The organism is Blastomonas sp. CCH1-A6 (genome assembly GCF_001556365.1).
Classification (GTDB): domain Bacteria; phylum Pseudomonadota; class Alphaproteobacteria; order Sphingomonadales; family Sphingomonadaceae; genus Blastomonas; species Blastomonas ursincola.
Genome location: NZ_LSIS01000152.1, coordinates 28,208 through 46,808, shown reverse-complemented (window position 1 = coordinate 46,808; position 18,601 = coordinate 28,208). Strand labels below are relative to the sequence as shown.

Below are 18,601 nucleotides of genomic sequence, written 5' to 3'. Positions count from 1 at the left end.
AAATATCGGCTTCGCCCGCCAGGAACAGCCGCATGCCCGCAAGAGGATCGTCGACCGGTTTCCAGATCACGCTGCCGATCGGGGCGCGGCCGCCATGCCAGTTCGGATTGCGCTCGAGCACCAGCCGGTCGTTCAACCGCCAATCGCGGGTGCGATAGGGGCCGGAGGTGACCAGCGGACGCTCGGCGGTCCAGTCCGCCGCGCCCTGTCCCGCGCGATGCAGCGGCAGCGCCGCCATCGCCGTGTGTGCGAGCAAAGCGGGTAGCTGCGGGAAGGGGGCGGCGAGTGTCACGACCACTGTGGCATCACCCTCGGCCTCGACCGACCGGATCGCCGCGAACAGCGCGGTGTGCGGCGAGCCGGTGGCCTTGTCGTTCAGCCGTTGCCAGCCGCGCGCGAACACCGCCGCGGTGATCGGCGTGCCATCGGAGAAGCGCAGGCCGGGGCGCAGCGTGAAGCGCCAGACCAGGCCATCGGGCGAGACCTGCCAGCTGCTCGCGAGTCCCGGAACCGCTTGCGCCGCGCCGTCGAACCGGGTCAGCCCCTCGAACTGGTCTGCCGCGATGCGCAGCGAGGCGAGGTCCGAATAGACCTGCGGGTCGAGCCCGCGAATGTCGGCATCGGCGAGCCGGACCAGGCGGTCCGGCCCGGGTGCGGCGGCCTGCGGAGCCCTGGCATCCGAACAGGCGGCGAGCAGGGCAGACAGCAGCAGGATGAGGAGCACGCGCATTCCCGCCTGTTTGCCGCCTAAGCGCGCCAGGGGGAAGCGCGAATGCACTGGATCATGCGCTGGCGTCCGCTCGGCTCGCCGCATGGGCGGGAACGGATCGCTGCCCTGAGGCGTCCCCTGTTCATTCACGTCACAAGGGAAATCATGACCATGCTGAACAGGAAGAGCCTGTCGCTGGGCGCCGCGCTGATCGCGGCGACCGTGGTGAGCGGCTGTGCCGGGACCGGCTATAATGATCGCGGCTTTGGATCGTATCGTCAGTACGACTGGAACCGGCCCGATCCGAGCTACGGTGGCTATGACGCGGGACGCTATTATCGCGACGACCGCCGCTATCGCGAGCGCCGCCTCGGGCGCAACGATCGCATCTATCGCGGGCAGGATGGACGCTATTATTGCCGCCGACCGGACGGGACGACCGGATTGATCGTCGGCGGCATCGCGGGCGGCATTCTCGGCAACATCATCGCACCGGGCGATTCGCGCACGCTGGGAACGATCCTGGGCGCGGCGGGCGGTGCTGCCGCTGGCCGGGCGATCGACCGCAACGGCGCGCGCTGCCGCTGATTGCAGTAAAGCAAAAGGCGCCCCGGGTGATCCCGGAGCGCCTTTCGTGGCTCTGACAGCTACGCGAACTTAGTAGCTGTAATACATGTCGAATTCGACCGGGCTGGGGGTCGTTTCCCAGCGGATCACATCGTCCCACTTCAGCTCGATATAGGCTTCGATCTGGTCCTTCAGGAACACGTCGCCCTTGAGCAGGAAGTCGTGATCGGCGGCCAGCGCGTCGAGTGCTTCGCGCAAGCTTCCGCAGACGGTCGGCACTTCCTTCAGCTCTTCGGGCGGCAGGTCGTACAGGTTCTTGTCCATGGCTTCGCCCGGATGGATCTTGTTCTGGATGCCGTCCAGACCCGCCATCAGCAGCGCCGAATAGCACAGATAGGGGTTTGCCATCGCGTCGGGGAAGCGGAATTCCACGCGCTTGGCCTTTTCGCCTGTGCCGTACGGAATGCGGCACGAGGCCGAGCGGTTGCGGCTCGAATAGGCGAGCAGCACCGGTGCTTCGAAGCCCGGCACCAGGCGCTTGTAGCTGTTGGTGGTCGGGTTGGTGAAGGCGTTCAGTGCCTTGGCGTGCTTGATAACGCCGCCGATGAAGTACAGGCACATTTCCGACAGGCCGGCATAGCCATTGCCCGCGAACAGCGGCTTGCCTTCCTTCCAGATCGAGATGTGCGTGTGCATGCCCGATCCGTTGTCGTTCTTGATCGGCTTGGGCATGAAGGTCGCGGTCTTGCCATAGGCCTGCGCGACCATGTGCACGACGTACTTGTAGATCTGCATGCGGTCGGCGGTCTGGGTCAGCGTGCCGAAGGTCAGGCCCAGTTCGTGCTGCGCGGCGGCCACTTCATGGTGGTGCTTGTCGCAGGGCAGGCCCATTTCGAGCATGGTGCTGACCATCTCGGCGCGCACATCGGTCATGCTGTCGACCGGCGCGACCGGGAAATAGCCGCCCTTGGCGCGTGGACGGTGGCCCAGATTGCCGCTGTCATAGCTGCGGCCGGTGTTGGTCGGCAGTTCGATATCGTCAATCGCGAACATCGAGCCGTTATAGCCGTCCGAGAAGCGCACATCGTCGAACATGAAGAATTCGGCTTCGGGACCGACATAGACGGTGTCGCCGATGCCGGTGGACTTGAGATACGCCTCGGCGCGCTTGGCGGTGCTGCGCGGGTCGCGCGAATACAGTTCGCCCGTGCCCGGCTCGACAATGTCGCAGAACAGGATCAGCATCGGGTCGGCCGAGAACGGATCGATATAGGCGGCGTCCAGATCGGGACGCAGGATCATGTCGGATTCGTTGATCGCCTTCCAGCCCTCGATCGACGAGCCGTCGAACATCAGGCCGTCTTCCAGCTCGTCCTCACCGATGACGCCGGCGCACATCGTCAGGTGCTGCCACTTGCCCTTCGGATCGGTGAAGCGGACATCGACCCACTCGATCTCGTTTTCCTTGATCATTGCCAGAATATCTGCGGCGGTTTTTGCCATTGTTGCTTTCCCTCTTCGTCTATCTGCGATCCGGGCCTTGCGACCCCCCTCGGGTGGAACTGATCTGATTGTTGCGGCCTTGCCGGGGCAGGCCTCTCCTGGAGTTGCGCGCGTTCTGTTGATCAGACCGCGTCGTTATCCCGTTCACCCGTGCGGATGCGCAGTGCGGTTTCCACAGGGATCACGAAAATCTTGCCGTCGCCGATCCGGCCGGTCTGCGCGGCGGCGGCGATCGCCTCGACCACGCGCTCGGCCAGCGCATCGTCGACCACGACCTCAAGCTTCACCTTGGGGAGGAAATCGACGATATATTCGGCGCCCCGGTAAAGCTCGGTATGGCCTTTCTGGCGGCCGAAGCCCTTGGCCTCGGTCACGGTGATGCCCGAAACGCCGACTTCGTGCAGCGCCTCCTTCACCTCATCGAGCTTGAACGGTTTGATGATCGCCTCGATCTTCTTCATAAGTCCCTGATCATCCTGTCGTCTTCCGCCTGACCCGCAAGGGCAGGGCGGTTGTGGGAAGCAACACAGCGGCGAACCGCTGCATCATGATATGGCTGTATGAGGCTTTGAGAACCTGCACGCGGCGCGGTCCCCCGAGTCCCCCATTGACTGCTACCAAACAATTAACGTGCCAAGACGCATTCCGCCACAAAAGCTTGTGTGCGGTGCAATATTATTGCGGACCGTGATGGAATTGCGGGCAGGCGGGCTTGGCGATGCCCAAATTTTGGGCATGCGCTTGGGAATGAGTGTGGCTTGCCTCCGGCCGCGCTGGTAGGATATAATCGTACCAAAGCGAAAGGACTGTCATGGAAAAGGCCAGTATCACCCTGACCGATGCGCATCACAAGCTGCTGCATGCAGCGGTCGAAGCAGGCGAATACGCGAGTATCAGCGAAGCGATCCGCGATGCCCTGCGCGGCTGGGAACTCGCACGCCAGATGCAGCAGGCCGAGCTGGAGCATCTGCGCCGCGAAATCCAGAAGGGTATCGACGATATTGAGGCGGGGCGTGTCCTCGAGTGGGACCCTGAGGCCGTGAAAGCGCGGGGGCGTGCTCGCCTGGAAGCCAAGAGGAGCGAGCTATCCCAACGCGCCTGAACATCGTCATTTCCGAAGCAGCCAGCCAGGATATCGACGACGCCTACGACTAAGTGGCGGAGTTCAATCCTGACGCGGCGGACCGGCAAACAGACCGCTTTCAATCGTTGTTCGCCAAGCTAGCAGAAATGCCCGGGATTGGAGCGCCACGCTATGATCTGGTCGAAGGCATGCGTAGTCGGGGAGTTGGTAGGTATCTGATCTATTACCAAGTCAGTGCCGACGACCTGATTATCGTTCGCGTTGCGCATGGCGCGCGCGATCAAGCATCCCTATTTGCCGAGCCGGACACGATCCCCGATCAATAAGGCGGCCGGTCCAGCCCCTTCGCGCTCTTGGTGAAGATCTCGCAGCCGGTCTCGGTGATGCCGATCGAATGTTCGAACTGCGCCGAGAGCGAGCGATCGCGGGTGACGGCGGTCCAACCGTCTTCCAGCATCTTCACCGCGTGCTTGCCGATATTGATCATCGGCTCGATGGTGAAGAACATGCCGGGCTTGAGCTCGGGCCCGGTGCCGGGACGGCCCACATGCACCACTTCGGGCGCATCGTGGAACAGCTTGCCCAGGCCATGGCCGCAGAAATCGCGGACCACGCCATAACGGTGCTTTTCGGCATAGGACTGGATCGCGTGCGCGACATCGCCCATCGTGTTGCCGGGGCGCGCCTGCTCAATGCCCAGCATCAGGCACTCATAGGTCACATCGACCAGCCGCCGCGCCTTCACGCCGACATCGCCGATCAGGAACATGCGGCTGGTATCGCCATGCCAGCCATCGACGATCGGGGTGACGTCGATATTGACGATATCGCCTTCCTTGAGCTTGCGGTCACCCGGAATGCCGTGACACACGACATGGTTGATTGAGGTGCAGCAGCTGTGGGTGAAACCGCGATAGCCGAGTGTCGCCGGAATGCCGCCACCGGCGAGCATCAGCTCGCGTGCCTTGGCGTCGATCTCTTCGGTCGTCACTCCTTCGGTGACGAAGCTCGTCAGCTCGTCGAGCACATGCGCGGCGAGCTGGCCCGCCTTGCGCATCCCCTCGAAGCCCTTGGGGCCGTGCAGCTTGATCGTGCCATCGCGCATCGGCGTGTCGGCATTGGTAACGTGGACATACTGGTTCATGGTGGTTCCATATAGGGCAGGGGCGGCGATTTGGCGACCCCTTGCGCGTTCCTGCGGGTTGGGCCTGGGCTTAGTCCATTGACTTAGTCCGGTCAATGGACTAACCGTCTGTCATGACCAGCATCGTCAACGTCCATGACGCGAAAACGCATTTCTCCAAGCTGCTCGACCGTGCACATGCCGGCGAGGAGATCATCCTTGCCAAGGCGGGCAAACCCTATGCCCGGCTGGTGCCGCTCGAAAAGGTGAAGGTGGAGCGGCGGCCGGGGCGGCTGAAGCTGTCACAGCCGATCCCGGACAGCTTTTTCTTCGATCCTCTGCCCGAAGAAGAGCTCCGGGCTTGGGAATGACCGATTATCTGTTCGACACCCATGCTCTGGTCTGGTGGTGGGTTGGGGATAAGGCGTTGCCACACCCGGTGGCCGAGGAAATCGGGGACGAACGCAACACCATTTTCGTGAGCGCTGTGTCTGCTTGGGAAGTTGCGACCAAATGCCGCATCGGCAAATGGGATGCCGCCATTCCGGTATACGAGAAATTCGAGTATCTGGCGCGAGCAGACGGCTTTCTTGAACTTGGCGTCAGCGTGTCGAATGGCCTGCTCGCCGGATCGCTTCCGGGCGAACATCGCGATCCGTTCGACCGGATGATCGCGGCGCAGGCGATCCACGATGATCTGACCGTCATCACCCGCGATCCGGCGCTCGCGGCGCTCGGCTGCCGCACCTTCTGGAGCGAATGACGGCGCCGCGCACGAACCGCTTGCGCCGGTTTGCGCACGCGCTAAACACCGGCGCATGACAGCTGACGCCACCGCTACCACCCCCCGCATCTGGACCGCCGCGCTGATCGTGATCGGCGATGAAATCCTTTCCGGCCGCACCCAGGACAAGAATGTCGCGCAGGTCGCGACCTGGCTGAACGTGCAGGGCATAAGGCTGAAGGAGGTGCGCGTCGTCGCCGACGACATGGAGGCGATCATCGAGGCGGTGAACATCCTGCGCAGCCGCAACGACTATCTGTTCACCACCGGCGGCATCGGCCCCACGCATGACGACATCACCGTCGATGCCATCGCCCGGGCGCTGGGCGTCGAGGTGGTGATCCATCCGGTCGCGCGGGCGGTGCTGGAGCGCTATTACGAAACCCGCGGCGGTCTTACCGAAGGTCGTCTGCGCATGGCGCGCGTGCCCGATGGCGCCGAGCTGATCGAGAACCGCATGTCGGGCGCGCCGGGTATCCGCATCGGCAATCTGTTCCTGATGGCAGGCGTGCCGCACATCACCGCCGGCATGCTCGATGCGCTCACCGGCACGCTCGAAGGCGGTCTGCCGGTGCTGTCGGCGACATTGGGCTGCTGGGTCGCCGAAAGCGAGGTCGCGGACATGCTGGGCGCGACCGAACGCGCGCACGATCAGTGCCAGATCGGCAGCTATCCGTTCTTCCGCGAAGGCCGGGTCGGCGCGAACTTCGTCATCCGCTCGGTCGATCAGGCGGCGCTCGATGCCTGCGCGGCGGAGCTGACCGCCTCACTGGAAGCGGCCGGGCGCGAGGTCACGCCCGGCGGCATCTGATCAATTCGCCCGGATCAATCTTCCGGAGCGATCGCGACCTTCAGGCCGTCGAGCGCGTCGGTCAGCTGGATCTGGCACGACAGGCGCGAGGTCTCGTTGCGGTGGTCCGAGCTGTCGAGCAGGTCGTCCTCGTCGGCGCTGATCGCGGGCAGCTTGTCGACCCAGGCGGCATCGACATGGACATGGCAGGTCGCGCACGAGCAGCAGCCGCCGCACAGCGCCAGAAGTTCGTCAAAGCCGTTGTCGCGGATCGCTTCCATCACCGACAGGCCGGTATCGGCATCGATGGTGCTCTCTTCGCCCGCGCGATTGATGACGGTCAGCTTTGGCATGGAAACTCCCCAATAGAGTGAAAACGGGCATTGGCCCCCCGAACGCGGTTGCTATGATCAACGCCAAGCGCGATTGCAAGCGGCAGAATGGATGAGGATGCAGTTATGGGATTGACCGCAGAGCAGCTGACCGGAGGGTTGGATGCCGTTGCCGCGCGCGAACCGGCGATCGCCCGCGCGCTCCAAATCGCCGGCTATCCTGAAACCCGCATCCGCGATCGCGGCTATGCGACGCTGCTGCGTACCATCGTCGGCCAGCAGGTCAGCGTCGCGGCGGCGGCCTCGGTGTGGAACAAGCTCGAAGCCGCGCTGGGTGCCGGCTGCGCGCCCGATGCGCTGATCGCGGCGGATTTCGAGTCCTTACGCGCCTGCGGCCTGTCGCGGCAGAAACAGGGCTATGCCCGCTCGCTTGCCGAGCTGGTGGTGAGCGGCGGGCTCGATCTCGACAACCTGCCGGAGGACGACGAGGCGGCGATTGCCGATCTGGTGAAGATCAAGGGCATCGGCCGCTGGTCGGCGGAAATCTATCTGCTGTTCGCCGAAGGCCGCCCCGATATCTGGCCCGCAGGCGATCTGGCGGTGCAGGCGGGCATCGGCCGCATCCTGGGTCTGGAAACGCGCCCGTCCGAAAAGGAAACCCGGCTGCTCGCCGACCCCTGGTCACCGCATCGCGGGGCGGTCGCGATCCTCACCTGGCATTGCTACAACAACGCCGCGCTGTAGCGCTCACCCCTTGTAAAGGATGCGTCCGCTCGCCAGGCGGCCACGGCTGAGCGCGGTCACCTCCTTGAGGAAGCTGGTCGGCTTCTTGAAGAACTTGCTGCTCGGATTGATCTTGAGGCCCGCCGCCGTGGCGATCTCGCCGATGAAATGTACGCAATTGGCCTTGTTGAGATTGTAGTTCTTCTGCGGCTTCTTGCGCCATTTGTCGGCAACGGCCATCACCGCGCGATATTCGGCATCGGTGAGCTCATAGCTGAAATGCGGCGCGCTGCTCTCGATATATTTGGGCTTCACCACGCTCACCCGGCCCTCGACCCAGCCGAACAGGATGCTGGGGCCGGTGCTGGTCGCGGTAAAGCCGACATTGGTGTCGACCACCTCTCCGGTCGAATCCACCTTGCCCTTGAGCGTCGCAAAGGCGTGCGGGAACTGGCTGCCCAGTTCGTGGCTGTAGAAGGTGATGGTCACCGCAGCATGCGCCGCATTCGCGCACATCAGCATCGGCGCGATGAAAAGAGTCAGCAGCAGGCGCTTGATCATCATGGATTTTGGTCCTCGGTCTTCGCGGAAATGGCTCGGTCGAGCCAGGCAGCCGAATCGGCGGGGCTTTGCTTGTTCTTGTCCCTGTCGACGCGATAATTGGCCTCACGCATTTTTTCCACCGGGATTGCGCCGACCAGAGGCCGGAGCGCCGCGATGAGGCGCGGATCGGCAGCGGCGGAGCGGCTGGCGAGCAGGATCGCGTCATAGCTCGGCACCGCGCCCTTGGGGTCCTTGAGGATCAAGAAGCCGTTCGCGGCGATGCGCCCGTCCGAGCTGAACGCCGAGATGATGTCCGCCTCGCCGAGCGAGAGCGCGCGGTACATGAAGGTGGGCTCGAACGCGCGGCGGCCCTTGAAGCGCAGCGGATAGGCTCTTTGCACCATCTGCCATTCGGGGCGTTCGAGAAACTCGACATCGGTGCCGAAAACGAAATCGGGCGCGACGCGGACGACATCGTCGAGGCTTTCCAGATTCAGGCGCTTTGCATCCTCGGGGCGAACCGCAAACGCATAAGTATTCTCGAAACCCAGCGGCCCGACCAGTTGCACGCCGTGCTGGGCCTTCGCCCAGCGCGCGATCTCGGCGATCATCGCTGCGCGCGGCTCGGGGTCCTGGCGCTGCATCTCGTTGGTCCAGATCGTGCCGGCATAATCGACATAGACTTGCACCTCGTCGCTCGCCAGCGCCCGGTAGACCACTGCGCTGCCCAGCCCCTCGCGGTACCGCACGTCATACCCGGCCGCCTCGAGCCGCCGCCCGATCAGCCGCGCGAGAATATACTGCTCCGAGAAGCGCTTGGCGCCGATAGTTACCACCGGCTTGTCGCTTTGCGGCGCGGGCCAGAGCGCGAGCGCCAGGCCGAGCGCGAGCGCGATACCGGCGCCCCAGATGCGCGCATGGCGGCGGTGCGCGATGCCGCTCTCGATCAGCCCGAGCAGCAGGTCGACTGCGATCGCGAGCCCCGCAGCGGCGAGGCATCCTTCGAGCACCAGCGACCAGTTCTGCGTCTGCAACCCGGCAAAGATCAGGTCGCCCAGGCTCGGCTGGCCGACCGTGGTGGAGAGCGTCGCCGCGCCGATCGTCCACACCGCGGCGGTGCGCACCCCCGCCATGATCGTGGTCGAGGCGAGCGGAGCCTCGACCAGCCACAACTTCTGCAGGCTCGTCATGCCCACGCCATCGGCGGCCTCGATCATCGCGGGATCGACCGAGCGCAGCCCGGTCACCGCATTGCGCAGGATCGGCAACAGCGCATAGAGGGTGAGCGCGAGCAGCGAGGGCAGAAAACCGAGCGGCGAGACCGCATCGCCGAACAATGTGGAGAGCGCGAGCAGCAGCGGAAAGAACAGCGCCAGCAGGGCCAGCGCGGGGATGGTCTGGACGAGGCTGGCAAAACCCAGGGTGATGCTCGCGACCGTGCGGTTGCGCACCGACCAGATGGCGAGGGGGAGAGCGATCAGCAGCGCAAGGCCCAGCGCGGCAAAGCTGAGCTGCACGTGCTGCGCCAGCAGGTCGATCAGGCGGGGCCAGTCTAGCGGCATGGGATCAGCTCGCTACCGTGTGGCGCATAGGTCCCTCGACCTTGGTCCACCCTGAGCGGCTGGCTTGCCAGCCAGCCGAAGGGCTCGGGAACTCGGAAAAGTTTGTGCGCCAGCTTTGAAAGCAAGGCCGATCTACCTCTCTCCGTTTGTCCCGAGCGAAGTCGAGGGACGTGATCGCTAACCCGAGCCCCACGCTCAAACCCCGTCCCGCATCGCGGTGATCCGCTCCGCCTGCAGGCGCGGCACCGCGACCAGCGCTTCGGCCTCCGCGCCGCACCCGCCCGCGATCAGCTGCGCCGGGCTCGCATCCGCCACGATCCGGCCGCTCGCCATCACCCACACCCGATCGGCGAACAGCAGCGCCTCGGCCATGTCGTGGGTGACCATGATCGTTGTGAGCCCCAGCCGGTCGTGCAGCGCGCGATATTGTTCGCCCAGCGCCTCGCGCGTCACCGGGTCGAGCGCGCCGAACGGTTCGTCCATCAGCATCAGCCCCGGCTCGCCTGCCAGCGCCCGGGCGACGCCGACGCGCTGCTTCTGCCCGCCGGAAAGCTGCTCGGGCAGGCGCGAGGCGAAATCGCGGGGCAGGTCGACCAGATCGAGCAGTTCGGCGACACGCGCGGCTGGGAGCCGTCTTCGTGTCGCCAGCCGCGATCCGATGCCGATATTCTGCGCAACGGTCATGTGCGGGAACAGGCCGATATTCTGGAAGACATAGCCGATCGAGCGGCGCAGCTGGTGCGGCTCGTGCGTCCCGACGTCCAGGCCATCGATACACACCTTGCCCGAATCGGGTTCGATCAGCCGGTTGACGGTTTTCAGCAGTGTCGACTTGCCCGATCCGGAGCTTCCGACGATCGCCACGAACGTGCCGGAAGAAATGCTAGCATCGACAGTGTCGATGGCGATCGTGGCGCCATAAGCCTTGCCTACCCCCTCGAACGCTACGGCAGGGCCGCGCGCGCCTTGCGGCCGGGAGGGGAGGGGTGAGGTCGCCATGCGGAAACGCTTATAGGCGGGCACGAACAGCGCTGGCTAGCCACTTGCGCGGGGTTGGCCGCGCGCTTAGCGTCTCGTCCAATCTACCCACCGTTTGTCCCGAGCGAAGTCGAGGGACGCATGCGCCAACGGTCGCGCATACGTCCCTCGACTTCGCTCGGGAACTCGGAAAAGTGGGAGCGAGGGGAGCCTGAATTACATGACCGACACCAAGTACATCTTCATCACCGGCGGAGCTTCGGGCATCGGGCGCGAGGTGGCGCGGTATTTTGCGGCGCGTGGCTGGTTCGTCGGGCTGGCCGATGTCAACGTGAAGGGCATGGAAGAGACTGCGGCGATGCTGCCTGCGGGCATGGCGTCGATCCACAGCCTCGACGTGCGCAGCCGCGAGCAATGGACCCAGGCGCTCGAGGCGTTCACCGAGAAGGGCGGCGGCAAGCTGCACGTGCTGTTCAACAATGCCGGGGTGGGCATTGGCGGGCTGCTCGAGGAGCATAGCGAGGATGACATCGAGAAGCTGGTCGACATCAACTTCAAGGGCGTCGTCTATGGCGCGCATATCGGGCACAAGTACCTGAAAGCGACGCCCGGATCGTGCCTGCTCAACACCTCTTCGGCGTCCGGCATCTACGGCTCGGCGGGGCTTTCGGTCTATTCGGCGACCAAGTTCGCGGTGCGCGGGCTTTCCGAAGCGCTCGACATCGAATGGGGGCCGGACAATATCCGCGTCCGCGCGCTGCTGCCGAGCTTCATCGACACGCCGCTACTCGATGGGCCGGTCGCGCGCACCAACCAGTCGAGCCGTGACAGCGTGACGGCGGCAGGGCTGGAGATCGCGCCGGTCTCGATCGTCGCCGAAGCCGCGTGGAACGCGGTGCACGATCCCAAGCACGTGCACAGCTATGTCGGCCCGACCGCCAAGCGCCTGGCCTTTGCCGCGAAATGGATGCCCGGATCGATCCGCAAGCGCGGCGGCATCATGACCCGTCAGCGCCGCGGCGAATGAGAGGAGCGCCGTCGCTGCTAGGCGTTCGGCCTTGACCCGCACCGCCCCGGTGTAGCAAAGGCGCGCACATCACCTTTTTCCCGGGACGGAAGCAAGAAAATGGCCGCACGAATCTATCAGCGCCCCAAGAATGCCATGCAATCGGGCCGCGCGCTGACCGATCTTTGGGTGCTCGAATTCGAGCCCGCCGAAGCCAAGAAGCCCGATCCGCTGACCGGATGGGCGGGCTCTGGCGATACGCAGCAGCAGGTCGTGCTGAAATTTCCCGATCTGGAGGCGGCGAAAGCCTATGCCGACAAATACGGCATCACCGCGCGGATCGAGCCGACGCCGCCACGCCGCCTGAAGATCCAGGCCTATGCCGACAATTTCCGCTGATCGTGGCTGACCGACGCGTGGCCGCGTTCAGCCGGCCATCGCGTCGATCGCACCCTGCAGAATGAACGCGGCCGCAGCGCTGTCAACGCGCTCGGCGCGCTTGGCGCGGCTCATGTCCGCATCGATCATTGCGCGCTCGACGGCTTGCGTCGACCAGCGCTCGTCCCAGAGCAGCACCGGCAGTCCCAGCACCGCGATGTTGCGGGCAAAGGCGCGGGTGCTCTGGGTGCGCGGACTGTCGGTCCCATCCATGTTGAGCGGCAGGCCGATAACGATCCCGCGAATTTCCTGCTCGCGCACCAGTTGCTCGATCGCCGCCTTGTCCGCGCCGAACTTGGTGCGCTTGATCGTCTTGGCAGCGGTGGCAAAGCTCCAACCGGCATCGCAGAACGCGGTGCCGATGGTCTTGGTGCCGACATCGAGCCCGATCAGCCGTCCGCCTGCGGGCAGAGCGGCGCGGAAATCCGCCGCGTGCGTGGTGATCACTTGGCCAGAAATGCGGCTACCCTCCGTTCCGCGTCGGCGCGAAGGTTCGCCCAGAACAGCGGATAATCATAGACGTGATAGTTGTTACCCGGCAGCACATAGGGGCCAAGCTGCGGTTCGCCGCCGAGCAGCAGCAGCCCGCGATCGTCGCATTTCGCGCCGACCAGTGCAGGGGTGATGACGCCGTCGGTCAGTTCCTCGTTGGGCACCAGCGTGCCGAGGTTGCGGTCGGCCGGGGCCTCGTCGCCGAGCACCCCGGTGATCGGATTGACGCACAGCATCGGGCTCTGGCCACGCAGCTCTCCGTCGAAGCCGACGCTTGCGGCATAGGCATCGAGCAGCAGCTGCGGCTCGGCGGGTTCGCCGAAGCTCTGGAAGCCGATCATGCAGTTCGCCTGGTCGGGGTCGGTGCAGGGCGGCAGGCCCAGCGCGAGCAGATCCGTGGTCAGCGAGACGGGCCAGCCGATGACATAAGCCGCGACGATCCGGTCGGCGAGCGGCCGGGTGACGACGCGCTGGCGCATCAGCGTGGTCAGGTGCAGCCCGCCCTGGCTGTGCCCGGCGATGATGATCGGCATGTCCTTGGGGATTTCGGCGACGAACTCGTCGAACGCGGCGAGAATGTCCGAATAGGCGGCGTCGAATGCCATTTGCGCTTCGGGCCGGGTGGTCAGGAACGCGCCGATTGCGGCCTGGCGATAGCGCGGCGCCCAGATTTCGCCAACGCCATTGAACACGCTCGCCTGGCTGCGCAGGAAGATGCGCGCGCGATCCTGTGATTCCTTGTCGTTCAGCGGTGCGTTCCACAGCGCGCGCTTCATGTACGATGTCGGGTGGATGTAGAAGATCGCGACCTTGGGTGTCTTGGTTGCCTCGACGCCTTCCGGGGTCCAGAGCGCCGGATTGGCATCGCCGGTGATGCCAGGGCGCGAGAACCACATCTTCGGATCGGCATAGGCGCTGGTCTCGACCGCCTCGGGCTTCACGAACTCAGCCGAGGGCACGAAGGCTGCGGCAAAAATCTGCTGCGGAAACAGGCGGTAGGCAGCGAAAGCTGCGACAATCAGGAAGATGATCGTCGCGATCAGGTACAGGAACTTGCGGGCCAAGACAGTCTCCGGGGCGGGGCAGGCGCGCGGGCACACGCGGGCCTTCGGGGCGCATATAGAAACCGATTACGGTTACTGCCAGCAAAGTGTTGCCCGCGCCCGGATTGCGCAAATGCAGCATTTGCCCGCTTGATGGCCGCGCGGGCCGGTGCTAGCCGCTGGGGCATGTCTGTAGATAGCAAAACCGTCAAGAAGATCGCCAGCCTGGCGCGGATCGCGATGACCGATGCCGAGGTCGAAGCCATGGTGCCGGAATTCAACGGCATATTGGGCTGGGTAGAGCAATTGGGCGAAGTCGATGTCACCGGCGTCGAGCCGATGACCGCCGTCATTCCCAACACCCTGCGCCTGCGCGAGGATGTCGTCACCGACGGCAACATCCGCGACAAGGTGCTGGCCAATGCGCCTGCAGCCGAACACGGCTTTTTCGGCGTTCCGAAGGTGATCGAATAACCATGACCGACCTTACCGATCTCGGCGTTGCCGATATCCGCAACGGCGTGCGCGCCGGCACCTTCAGCGCGCGCGAAGTCGCGACCGCGTTCAATGCCAATGTCGCCGAGGCCAAGGCGCTCAACGCCTTTCTGATCGACACGCCCGAACATGCGCTCGCGGCCGCCGACGCGATCGACGCGAAGCGCGCGGCAGGCGAGGAACTGCCGATCATGGCCGGCGTGCCGATCGGCATGAAGGACCTTTTCTGCACCGTCGGCGTCGAGGCGCGCGCGGCGAGCGAGATCCTGAACGGGTTCAAGCCGACTTATGAATCGACCGTCAGCCAGAAGCTGTGGGACGCGGGCGCGGGCATGCTGGGCAAGCTCAACATGGACCAGTTCGCGATGGGATCGTCGAACGAGACGAGCGCGTTCGGCAATGTCATCTCGCCCTGGCGGCGCAACGATGGCGGCAATGCACCGCTGGCTCCCGGTGGTTCATCCGGCGGCAGCTCTGCGGCGATTTCCGCGCGGCTGTGCCCGGCGGCGACCGGAACCGATACCGGTGGCTCGATCCGCCAGCCCGCTGCATTCACCGGCATCAGTGGCATCAAGCCGACTTACGGCCGCTGCTCGCGCTGGGGCGTGATCGCCTTTGCCTCGTCGCTCGACCAGGCCGGCCCGATGGCGCGCGACGTGCGCGACTGCGCGATCATGCTCGAGGCGATGAGCGGCTTCGATCCCAAGGATTCGACCTCGCTCGACCTGCCGGTGCCGCAATGGGAAGCCGCATTGTCGAGCAATCTCAAGGGCAAGCGCGTCGGTATTCCGAGGGAATATCGCATGGACGGCATGAATGCCGAGATCGCCGCCATCTGGGATCAGGGCGCCGAATGGCTGCGCGACGCCGGGGCGGAGATCGTCGAAGTGTCGCTGCCGCATACGCGCTATGCGCTGCCCGCTTATTATATCATCGCCCCGGCCGAAGCCTCGTCCAACCTCGCGCGCTATGACGGCGTGCGCTACGGCCAGCGCAACCTGCCCGATGGCGCAGGCCTGCAGGACATGTATGCCGCGACCCGCGCCGCCGGTTTCGGCCCCGAGGTCAAGCGCCGCATCATGATTGGCACCTATGTGCTGTCGGCCGGTTTCTATGACGCCTATTATACCCAGGCGCAAAAGGTGCGCGCGCTGATCGCCCGCGATTTCGCGCAGGTCTGGGAGCATTGCGACGTGCTGCTCGCGCCGACCGCGCCGAGCGCCGCGTTCGGCCTGGGCGAAAACAGCGACGATCCGATCGCCATGTACCTGAACGATGTGTTTGCGGTGCCGGCCTCGCTGGCGGGGCTGCCCGCGATGTCGGTGCCCGGCGGTCTCGACAGCCAGGGACTGCCGCTGGGCCTTCAGATCATCGGCAAGCCGCTCGACGAGCAGGGCGTGCTCAATGCCGGGCTGGCGATCGAGGAACGCGCCGGGTTCACCGCGCGGCCCGAGCGCTGGTGGTGATGACCCGGCAGGATTGATGATGGTCATGCGAGGTGTTACCTTGGTAACACTGGAGGCAGGCGATGAACGCACAGACCAAGATTGAAACGGGCACGATGACCAGCAAGGGGCAGGTCCTGATTCCCAAGGCAATGCGCGACGCTGTGGGACTCGTCCCCGGTCAGCCCTATAAAGTTGCCATGAACGAGGCAGGTCAGGTCATCGTCTCGCCACTTGGTTTTGGCCCCGAGGACGCTGCAGAACGGCGTCGCCGGATGCGCGAAGGCTTGCGAGCGATTGCAGGCAAATACCCCAATCCGGACGGATTGAGTACAGACGAGTATATGCGCGAGCTGCGAGGTGACTACGAGCCGTGATCCTGATCGACTCCAATGTTCTGATCGATATCCTGGATCATGATCCCCACTGGTTCGACTGGTCTTTTGCCCAACTTGAGCGAGCAGCCAGCGTTGGAAAGGTGGTCGTCAATCCGGTAGTGGTAGCCGAGGTGGCTCCGCAATTCGGTTCACTGGAGGCGTTTCTGGAAGCGCTGATTGCGATGGTGGTTGGAGTGGAAATGCTGGACGCACAAGCCGCCTTCATCGCCGGACAAGCGTTCCAGGCCCATCGCAGGGCTCGCCCGGCGGATATGCCCAAGGCCATCGTCGCCGATTTCCTTATCGGTGGTCACGCGCAAGCCATCGGCGCGACCATCCTGACGCGTGACCCGCGCTTCTATCGCAGCTATTTCCCTACAGTTCCTCTCATTACGCCTGAAACGGACACAGAATGACTGAATCAACCTATCGTATCCAGGGTGCCACCGGTGAATGGGAGGTCGTGATCGGCCTTGAGGTGCACGCGCAGGTCACCAGCAATGCCAAGCTCTTTTCGGGCGCAGCGACCGCATTCGGCGCCGAGCCCAATGCGCAGGTCAGCCTTGTAGATGCCGCAATGCCCGGCATGCTGCCCGTCCCCAACAAGGAGTGCATCCGCCAGGCGGTGCGCACCGGCATGGCGATCGGCGCGCAGATCAACCGCTGGTCGCGCTTCGACCGCAAGAACTATTTCTATGCCGATCTGCCGCAGGGCTATCAGATCAGCCAGCTCTATCACCCGCTGGTGGGCGAGGGCGCGGTCGAGATCAGCCTCGACGAGAAGAACCCCGATGCCGCGACCAAGACGATCGGCATCGAGCGCATCCATGTCGAGCAGGATGCGGGCAAGCTGATGCACGATCAGCACCCGACCATGTCTTATGTCGACCTCAACCGTTCGGGCGTCGCGCTGATGGAAATCGTCTCGCGCCCCGACATGCGTTCGCCGGCAGAGGCAGGTGCGTATCTCAAGAAGCTGCGCACGATCCTGCGCTATGTCGGCAGCTGCGACGGCAATATGGAAGAAGGCTCGATGCGCGCCGACGTCAACGTCTCGGTGCGCAAGCCCGGCGACGAATTCGGCACGCGGACCGAGACCAAGAACGTCAACTCGGTGCGCTATGTGATGGCGGCGATCGAGCATGAGGCGAATCGCCAGGTCGACGTGCTCGAAAGCGGAGGGACGATCGTGCAGGAAACCCGGCTCTACGATCCGGACAAGAACGAGACCCGCTCGATGCGATCGAAGGAAGACGCGCACGACTATCGCTATTTCCCCGATCCCGATCTGCTACCGCTCGAACTCGACGATGCGTTTCTCGACGAGTGCAAGGCTTCGCTACCCGAGCTGCCCGACGCCAAGCGCAAGCGTTACGAGAGCGAACTTGGCCTCTCGGCCTATAACGCTGCGGTGCTGACTGCCGAGGCGGAGACCGCGCGCTGGTTCGAAGGGCTGCTCGCCGAATGCGCCAAGGCGCAGGGCAAGCCCGAGGCAGACGTCGCCAAGGCAGCGGCGAACTGGCTGCTGTCCGAACTGTACGGCGCGCTCAACCGGCTGGGCAAGACGATCGAGGACAGTCCGGTCAGCCAGGCGGCGGGGGCAGAACTGCTCGCGCTGGTCGCCAGCGGCACGATATCGGGCACCATCGCCAAGCAGGTGTTCGAGATCATGCTCGAGACCGGCGATCCGGCGGGCAAGATCGTCGAGGAGCGCGGGCTCAAGCAGACCTCGGATACCGGCGCGATCGATGCTGCGATTGCCAAGGTGCTCGCCGACAATGCCGACAAGGTCGATCAGTACAAGGGCGGCAAGGAAGCGCTGTTCGGCTTCTTCGTCGGCCAGACGATGAAGGCGATGCAGGGCAAGGGCAACCCGCAGCTGGTCAACGAGCAGCTGAAAAAGGCACTGGGCGCGTGACGCGCTGGCTGGCGCTGATCGCGGCGGCGCTAGCGCTGTTGGCGCCTGCGTTCGCGCAGGATGCGCCCGCCGCCGATGCCGCGCCGCAGCCTCCGCTGCCACTGGTCGAGATCGCCACCGATGTCGGTACGCTGACGGTGGAGGTGGACACGCGCCGCGCGCCGATCACGGGCAGGAACTTCCTCGCCTATGTCGACAAGAAGATGCTCGACGGCGTGGTCTTCTATCGCGTGGTCAAGGCGGCTGACGATTTCGGCTTCGTCCAGTTCGGCGGTCTTGGCGATCCCAAGCGCATGCTGCCGCCGATCGCGCACGAGCCGACCAGCCAGACCGGGCTGAGCCATACCGATGGCGTCCTGTCGGTCGCGCGGTTTGAGCCAGGATCGGCGCGCGGCGAGTTCACGATCATGCTGGGCGCCCAGACCGGACTCGATGCCAATCCGTCCGCGACGGGCGACAATCTCGGCTATGCAGCCTTTGCCAAGGTGGTGAAGGGGCGCGAGGTGCTGACGCGCATTCTCGATACGCCGATCGATCCGGCCAAGACGGTCGGCGGCGTGTTCGCCGGCGAGATGCCGGGCAACCCAGTACGCATCTCCAGCGCCCGCCGCATCACCGCTCCATAATGGAACACCCCAAAAACCGGGGAGTGTAAAATCACGCCGAGCTGTCCGCCTATTACTCTCGGT

Annotated in this window: 25 protein-coding genes; 15 read left to right on the top strand and 10 right to left on the bottom strand. The window is 64.5% G+C overall.

Going from position 1 to position 18,601, the window contains the following annotated elements; all coding sequences use genetic code 11:
* On the bottom strand, nucleotides 1-730 hold a 730-nt coding region (locus tag AX735_RS06275), incomplete at its 3' end, for an ABC transporter substrate-binding protein (RefSeq protein WP_231750036.1).
* A gap of 144 nt (nucleotides 731-874) precedes the next feature.
* On the opposite strand from AX735_RS06275, the gene AX735_RS06270 reads away from it, so the two are divergent.
* A complete protein-coding gene (locus tag AX735_RS06270) occupies nucleotides 875-1,297 on the top strand; it encodes a glycine zipper 2TM domain-containing protein (RefSeq protein ID WP_082750961.1) in 423 nt (140 codons plus the stop codon).
* Between the two features lie 69 nt (nucleotides 1,298-1,366).
* Here AX735_RS06270 and glnA read toward each other — a convergent pair whose 3' ends face one another.
* Nucleotides 1,367-2,779 (bottom strand): type I glutamate--ammonia ligase, encoded by a 1,413-nt coding sequence (gene glnA, locus AX735_RS06265; protein WP_066277304.1) that lies wholly within the window; start codon nucleotides 2,777-2,779, stop codon nucleotides 1,367-1,369.
* 122 nt (nucleotides 2,780-2,901) lie between these two features.
* Nucleotides 2,902-3,240, bottom strand: a complete 339-nt coding sequence (locus tag AX735_RS06260) for a P-II family nitrogen regulator (protein WP_060977474.1) — start codon at nucleotides 3,238-3,240, stop codon at nucleotides 2,902-2,904.
* Between the two features lie 350 nt (nucleotides 3,241-3,590).
* On the opposite strand from AX735_RS06260, the gene AX735_RS06255 reads away from it, so the two are divergent.
* Together AX735_RS06255 and AX735_RS24125 are read left to right on the top strand one after the other, a co-directional pair.
* On the top strand, nucleotides 3,591-3,881 hold the full coding sequence (locus tag AX735_RS06255; protein ID WP_066277299.1) for a type II toxin-antitoxin system ParD family antitoxin: 291 nt from the start codon (nucleotides 3,591-3,593) through the stop codon (nucleotides 3,879-3,881).
* A gap of 53 nt (nucleotides 3,882-3,934) precedes the next feature.
* Nucleotides 3,935-4,189 carry a type II toxin-antitoxin system RelE/ParE family toxin gene (locus AX735_RS24125; protein WP_082750960.1) on the top strand — a complete coding sequence of 85 codons (255 nt, stop codon included), beginning with the start codon at nucleotides 3,935-3,937 and terminating at the stop codon, nucleotides 4,187-4,189.
* Here the strand turns inward: AX735_RS24125 and map are convergent.
* Nucleotides 4,183-5,007 (bottom strand): type I methionyl aminopeptidase, encoded by an 825-nt coding sequence (gene map / locus AX735_RS06250; protein ID WP_066277296.1) that lies wholly within the window; start codon nucleotides 5,005-5,007, stop codon nucleotides 4,183-4,185. The genes AX735_RS24125 and map overlap by 7 nt on opposite strands.
* Before the next feature lie 113 nt (nucleotides 5,008-5,120).
* Between map and AX735_RS06245 the strand changes: the two genes are divergently transcribed.
* The 3 genes from AX735_RS06245 to AX735_RS06235 are packed head-to-tail and all read left to right on the top strand — an operon-like array spanning nucleotide 5,121 to nucleotide 6,581.
* Entirely contained in the window at nucleotides 5,121-5,357 is a 237-nt protein-coding gene (locus tag AX735_RS06245; RefSeq protein ID WP_066277290.1) for a type II toxin-antitoxin system Phd/YefM family antitoxin, read from the top strand.
* Entirely contained in the window at nucleotides 5,354-5,749 is a 396-nt protein-coding gene (locus AX735_RS06240) for a type II toxin-antitoxin system VapC family toxin (protein WP_066277288.1), read from the top strand. The genes AX735_RS06245 and AX735_RS06240 overlap by 4 nt, the downstream gene beginning before the upstream one ends.
* Nucleotides 5,750-5,804: 55 nt before the next feature.
* Nucleotides 5,805-6,581 (top strand): competence/damage-inducible protein A, encoded by a 777-nt coding sequence (locus AX735_RS06235; RefSeq protein ID WP_066277287.1) that lies wholly within the window; start codon nucleotides 5,805-5,807, stop codon nucleotides 6,579-6,581.
* A 14-nt stretch (nucleotides 6,582-6,595) separates the two neighbouring features.
* Here the strand turns inward: AX735_RS06235 and AX735_RS06230 are convergent, their stop codons facing one another.
* Nucleotides 6,596-6,913 (bottom strand): 2Fe-2S iron-sulfur cluster-binding protein, encoded by a 318-nt coding sequence (locus AX735_RS06230; RefSeq protein ID WP_023837808.1) that lies wholly within the window; start codon nucleotides 6,911-6,913, stop codon nucleotides 6,596-6,598.
* Between the two features lie 105 nt (nucleotides 6,914-7,018).
* Between AX735_RS06230 and AX735_RS06225 the strand changes: the two genes are divergently transcribed.
* Complete coding sequence (locus AX735_RS06225; RefSeq protein WP_066277283.1) at nucleotides 7,019-7,636, top strand: DNA-3-methyladenine glycosylase family protein; 618 nt, start codon at nucleotides 7,019-7,021, stop codon at nucleotides 7,634-7,636.
* A 3-nt stretch (nucleotides 7,637-7,639) separates the two neighbouring features.
* Here AX735_RS06225 and AX735_RS06220 read toward each other — a convergent pair whose 3' ends face one another.
* The 3 genes from AX735_RS06220 to AX735_RS06210 form a co-directional block, all read right to left on the bottom strand.
* A complete protein-coding gene (locus AX735_RS06220; protein WP_066277281.1) occupies nucleotides 7,640-8,179 on the bottom strand; it encodes a hypothetical protein in 540 nt (179 codons plus the stop codon).
* Nucleotides 8,176-9,720 carry an ABC transporter permease/substrate-binding protein gene (locus AX735_RS06215; RefSeq protein WP_066277277.1) on the bottom strand — a complete coding sequence of 515 codons (1,545 nt, stop codon included), beginning with the start codon at nucleotides 9,718-9,720 and terminating at the stop codon, nucleotides 8,176-8,178. The genes AX735_RS06220 and AX735_RS06215 overlap by 4 nt, the downstream gene beginning before the upstream one ends.
* 195 nt (nucleotides 9,721-9,915) lie before the next feature.
* The gene (locus AX735_RS06210; RefSeq protein WP_066277273.1) at nucleotides 9,916-10,719 is read right to left on the bottom strand and encodes an ATP-binding cassette domain-containing protein; all 804 of its coding nucleotides are present in this window, start codon (nucleotides 10,717-10,719) and stop codon (nucleotides 9,916-9,918) included.
* Nucleotides 10,720-10,918: 199 nt separating this feature from the next.
* On the opposite strand from AX735_RS06210, the gene AX735_RS06205 reads away from it, so the two are divergent.
* Nucleotides 10,919-11,725: an SDR family oxidoreductase gene (locus tag AX735_RS06205; protein ID WP_066277271.1), complete on the top strand. Its 807-nt coding sequence runs from the start codon at nucleotides 10,919-10,921 to the stop codon at nucleotides 11,723-11,725.
* A 99-nt stretch (nucleotides 11,726-11,824) separates the two neighbouring features.
* Nucleotides 11,825-12,103, top strand: coding sequence for an ETC complex I subunit (locus AX735_RS06200; RefSeq protein ID WP_066277269.1), 279 nt, complete (start codon nucleotides 11,825-11,827; stop codon nucleotides 12,101-12,103).
* Between the two features lie 27 nt (nucleotides 12,104-12,130).
* On the opposite strand, the gene ruvX is transcribed toward AX735_RS06200, so the two are convergent.
* Nucleotides 12,131-12,589 carry a Holliday junction resolvase RuvX gene (ruvX, locus tag AX735_RS06195; RefSeq protein WP_066277264.1) on the bottom strand — a complete coding sequence of 153 codons (459 nt, stop codon included), beginning with the start codon at nucleotides 12,587-12,589 and terminating at the stop codon, nucleotides 12,131-12,133.
* Entirely contained in the window at nucleotides 12,586-13,698 is a 1,113-nt protein-coding gene (locus AX735_RS06190) for a DUF3089 domain-containing protein (RefSeq protein WP_066277262.1), read from the bottom strand. Before AX735_RS06190 ends, ruvX begins: the two co-directional genes overlap by 4 nt.
* A gap of 165 nt (nucleotides 13,699-13,863) precedes the next feature.
* On the opposite strand from AX735_RS06190, the gene gatC reads away from it, so the two are divergent.
* From gatC to AX735_RS06160, 6 genes are all read left to right on the top strand, one after another.
* Nucleotides 13,864-14,151 carry an Asp-tRNA(Asn)/Glu-tRNA(Gln) amidotransferase subunit GatC gene (gene gatC / locus AX735_RS06185; RefSeq protein WP_066277326.1) on the top strand — a complete coding sequence of 96 codons (288 nt, stop codon included), beginning with the start codon at nucleotides 13,864-13,866 and terminating at the stop codon, nucleotides 14,149-14,151.
* 2 nt (nucleotides 14,152-14,153) lie between these two features.
* Entirely contained in the window at nucleotides 14,154-15,638 is a 1,485-nt protein-coding gene (gene gatA, locus AX735_RS06180; protein WP_066277257.1) for an Asp-tRNA(Asn)/Glu-tRNA(Gln) amidotransferase subunit GatA, read from the top strand.
* 62 nt (nucleotides 15,639-15,700) lie between these two features.
* A complete protein-coding gene (locus tag AX735_RS06175; RefSeq protein WP_066277247.1) occupies nucleotides 15,701-15,994 on the top strand; it encodes an AbrB/MazE/SpoVT family DNA-binding domain-containing protein in 294 nt (97 codons plus the stop codon).
* Nucleotides 15,991-16,410, top strand: coding sequence for a type II toxin-antitoxin system VapC family toxin (locus tag AX735_RS06170; RefSeq protein WP_066277244.1), 420 nt, complete (start codon nucleotides 15,991-15,993; stop codon nucleotides 16,408-16,410). Before AX735_RS06175 ends, AX735_RS06170 begins: the two co-directional genes overlap by 4 nt.
* The gene (gatB, locus tag AX735_RS06165) at nucleotides 16,407-17,912 is read left to right on the top strand and encodes an Asp-tRNA(Asn)/Glu-tRNA(Gln) amidotransferase subunit GatB (protein WP_066277239.1); all 1,506 of its coding nucleotides are present in this window, start codon (nucleotides 16,407-16,409) and stop codon (nucleotides 17,910-17,912) included. The genes AX735_RS06170 and gatB overlap by 4 nt, the downstream gene beginning before the upstream one ends.
* Nucleotides 17,909-18,538 (top strand): peptidylprolyl isomerase, encoded by a 630-nt coding sequence (locus tag AX735_RS06160; RefSeq protein ID WP_082750959.1) that lies wholly within the window; start codon nucleotides 17,909-17,911, stop codon nucleotides 18,536-18,538. The genes gatB and AX735_RS06160 overlap by 4 nt, the downstream gene beginning before the upstream one ends.
* Nucleotides 18,539-18,601 lie beyond the last annotated feature (63 nt).

Bases quoted from the DNA above. Each gene is read 5' to 3' on its own strand.
- AX735_RS06220 (WP_066277281.1), bottom strand. From the start codon at position 8,179: ATGATGATCAAGCGCCTGCTGCTGACTCTTTTCATCGCGCCGATGCTG.
- AX735_RS06210 (WP_066277273.1), bottom strand. From the start codon at position 10,719: ATGGCGACCTCACCCCTCCCCTCCCGGCCGCAAGGCGCGCGCGGCCCT.
- AX735_RS06260 (WP_060977474.1), bottom strand. From the start codon at position 3,240: ATGAAGAAGATCGAGGCGATCATCAAACCGTTCAAGCTCGATGAGGTG.
- AX735_RS06175 (WP_066277247.1), top strand. From the start codon at position 15,701: ATGAACGCACAGACCAAGATTGAAACGGGCACGATGACCAGCAAGGGG.
- glnA (WP_066277304.1), bottom strand. From the start codon at position 2,779: ATGGCAAAAACCGCCGCAGATATTCTGGCAATGATCAAGGAAAACGAG.
- AX735_RS06255 (WP_066277299.1), top strand. From the start codon at position 3,591: ATGGAAAAGGCCAGTATCACCCTGACCGATGCGCATCACAAGCTGCTG.
- AX735_RS06240 (WP_066277288.1), top strand. From the start codon at position 5,354: ATGACCGATTATCTGTTCGACACCCATGCTCTGGTCTGGTGGTGGGTT.
- AX735_RS06205 (WP_066277271.1), top strand. From the start codon at position 10,919: ATGACCGACACCAAGTACATCTTCATCACCGGCGGAGCTTCGGGCATC.
- AX735_RS06225 (WP_066277283.1), top strand. From the start codon at position 7,019: ATGGGATTGACCGCAGAGCAGCTGACCGGAGGGTTGGATGCCGTTGCC.
- gatC (WP_066277326.1), top strand. From the start codon at position 13,864: ATGTCTGTAGATAGCAAAACCGTCAAGAAGATCGCCAGCCTGGCGCGG.
- map (WP_066277296.1), bottom strand. From the start codon at position 5,007: ATGAACCAGTATGTCCACGTTACCAATGCCGACACGCCGATGCGCGAT.
- gatA (WP_066277257.1), top strand. From the start codon at position 14,154: ATGACCGACCTTACCGATCTCGGCGTTGCCGATATCCGCAACGGCGTG.
- AX735_RS06200 (WP_066277269.1), top strand. From the start codon at position 11,825: ATGGCCGCACGAATCTATCAGCGCCCCAAGAATGCCATGCAATCGGGC.
- AX735_RS06270 (WP_082750961.1), top strand. From the start codon at position 875: ATGACCATGCTGAACAGGAAGAGCCTGTCGCTGGGCGCCGCGCTGATC.
- gatB (WP_066277239.1), top strand. From the start codon at position 16,407: ATGACTGAATCAACCTATCGTATCCAGGGTGCCACCGGTGAATGGGAG.
- AX735_RS06235 (WP_066277287.1), top strand. From the start codon at position 5,805: ATGACAGCTGACGCCACCGCTACCACCCCCCGCATCTGGACCGCCGCG.
- AX735_RS06245 (WP_066277290.1), top strand. From the start codon at position 5,121: ATGACCAGCATCGTCAACGTCCATGACGCGAAAACGCATTTCTCCAAG.
- AX735_RS06215 (WP_066277277.1), bottom strand. From the start codon at position 9,720: ATGCCGCTAGACTGGCCCCGCCTGATCGACCTGCTGGCGCAGCACGTG.
- AX735_RS06230 (WP_023837808.1), bottom strand. From the start codon at position 6,913: ATGCCAAAGCTGACCGTCATCAATCGCGCGGGCGAAGAGAGCACCATC.